Raw genomic sequence first — 1,934 nt, 5'->3', positions numbered from 1 at the left:
GCAGGCGACCGCGCAAGCACGGTCGCTGGGGCTGGCAGCAAGGGGAGGTGCATCACGCTCCGGCCTGTGTAGGGCTTGGGGTTCCTGCCCACCACCCCCGCAACGAGCGTGACGGACCGTCGGCCCAATCGGGGGCCGGCCCCACCGTAGGGAAGGGTTCCGCTGCGCTCCACCCGAACCCCTCCCGCAAACTCGAAACCGGCCGCTCACGTTCATCAATACCCCGCCAGCATACACGCCAACCGGCTACCTTGGGGCCGATTCCAGCGATGCATCATCCGGCCGGATGAATGCGCGGCCCGCGTGATGCATCATGCCGAGTGGCTGTGTAGCGTTTGGTTCCTTGCCGCGCCACCACTAAACCCAGCCAAATAGCTCCGGCAAGAATGAGAACTGCGCGGCCCTGAATAGCTTAGCCACAGAACGGAAGCCCGATATGGGAACGCTGGAATTCAACGTGCGGAGGTACCTGAGCCGATCGGCCGCTAGGCCGGGCGGCGGAACCCGCCACCGGCACCGGCCACGCTCCCGTGCTTTTGATCGTCACGGCCGGTACCACCCGAGACGCAGCTACCGATGGCGCCGCCTACGGTCCGCACCGGTGCCAGGGAGCCGCACGCGAAGCCGCCTCAGCCCCGATCGGAGGCCGACGTGCAGCAGCTGGCGGGCTGCCGGCGGATGGATCCGCGGCCTCCCCCGCCTGGCCGCCGCCTCGCCGCTGCATGCAGCGGTTGGAGAGCGTAGTGGCGGGTCCAGGCGGGCGCGCCTCTAAAGAACAGATAGGAGCAAACCCCTGACCTGCGGAAACGCGAAAGTTATATGCCGCAGCACGCATAGATCTTGGTCGTGCGGCCCGAGATCTATGCGCCCTAGCCGACTAGATCTCTCCTGGCTAGAGACACGCCCGCCGCGTGCATGGATCCCCTGCATAACATCGCAGATCTGCTATGTTATGCAGCACCAACGATCATGAAGGAGGGGCCCGTGGCCCAGCCCTTGCGGCGCAGCGCACAGGCGCCGGCGAAGACGTTTCGGCTGGCCCCCGCACCGCCTCCCTCCGATGCCGTCAACGGCATGGAGTCCGCGCAGAAGCTACTGCTCCGGCTCGGGGAGCTTGTCGACGGCGGGACCTTCACCAAGGACGCCCCGCGCAGGCCGTACGTCTTCTACGGCACCCAGCACCTGAGCATGTCCCAGGTGATCGAGGACAACCTGTGGAAGTTCAAGCTCACCGGGATGTCCCGCGACGTCCTGGACCACATGAAGACCAACCACGACACCGAGGCCCTGGTGGAGATGACCCAGAGCGAGCTCGCCGGGAAGTTCGGCGTCTCGCAGTCGAAGGTGTCCCGGGCGATCACCCAGCTCAGCCACCACAACTTCACCTGGAAAGAGCGCCGGGGCGTCTACCGCCTCCACCCGCTCTACGCTTACCGGTGGGGCAGCATCAAGCAGCGGCAGCTGGTGAGGTCGCTGGAGAAGGTGCTGCTGGCCCACGAGATCGTCATCCCGACTGTGAGGAACGAGGCCACGCGATGAGCTCCGCCCCTGTCCCTGGTTTCCACAACCCGGAGATCTTCGAGGTCCTGCCGAACGCCTGCCTGTCGCCGACGGCCCGCGATGTCTTCGACGTCCTGACCGCCCGCCAGGAGCCCGGCGGCGTGGTCCGCATCCGGCAGCAGGACATCGCCGAACGGCTCGGACTGACCCAGTCCGTGGTCTCCCGCGCGATCGGTCAGCTGCGGGACAAAGGCATCCTCAGCGAGCGGCAGCGCAAGGGCGAGGTGCTCATCCACCCGCTGCTGGCCGGCTACGAGTCACTGGCCCACATGGTCAACCACCTCAAAGCCCCCGACACGTTCGTGTGGCCGCTGAACTTCCCCACCGGCGACATCCGGCCCCCGCGGGCCCGAGACGCCCGCACCGGCACCAGC

Annotated in this window: 2 protein-coding genes; both read left to right on the top strand. The window is 67.0% G+C overall.

Going from position 1 to position 1,934, the window contains the following annotated elements; genetic code table 11:
* The first annotated feature begins 984 nt into the window (after nt 1-984).
* The gene (locus tag IE185_RS32770; protein ID WP_138894281.1) at nt 985-1,539 is read left to right on the top strand and encodes a helix-turn-helix transcriptional regulator; all 555 of its coding nucleotides are present in this window, start codon (nt 985-987) and stop codon (nt 1,537-1,539) included.
* Nucleotides 1,536-1,934: helix-turn-helix transcriptional regulator (locus IE185_RS32765; protein WP_189716566.1), on the top strand; the 399-nt coding region annotated here is incomplete at its 3' end. The genes IE185_RS32770 and IE185_RS32765, both read left to right, overlap by 4 nt.

The organism is Streptomyces chryseus (genome assembly GCF_014650755.1).
In the GTDB taxonomy this organism is placed as follows: Bacteria; Actinomycetota; Actinomycetes; order Streptomycetales; family Streptomycetaceae; genus Streptomyces; species Streptomyces chryseus.
Note: the sequence above shows the minus strand (reverse complement) of the source record. Positions and strands in the feature narration are given on the sequence as shown.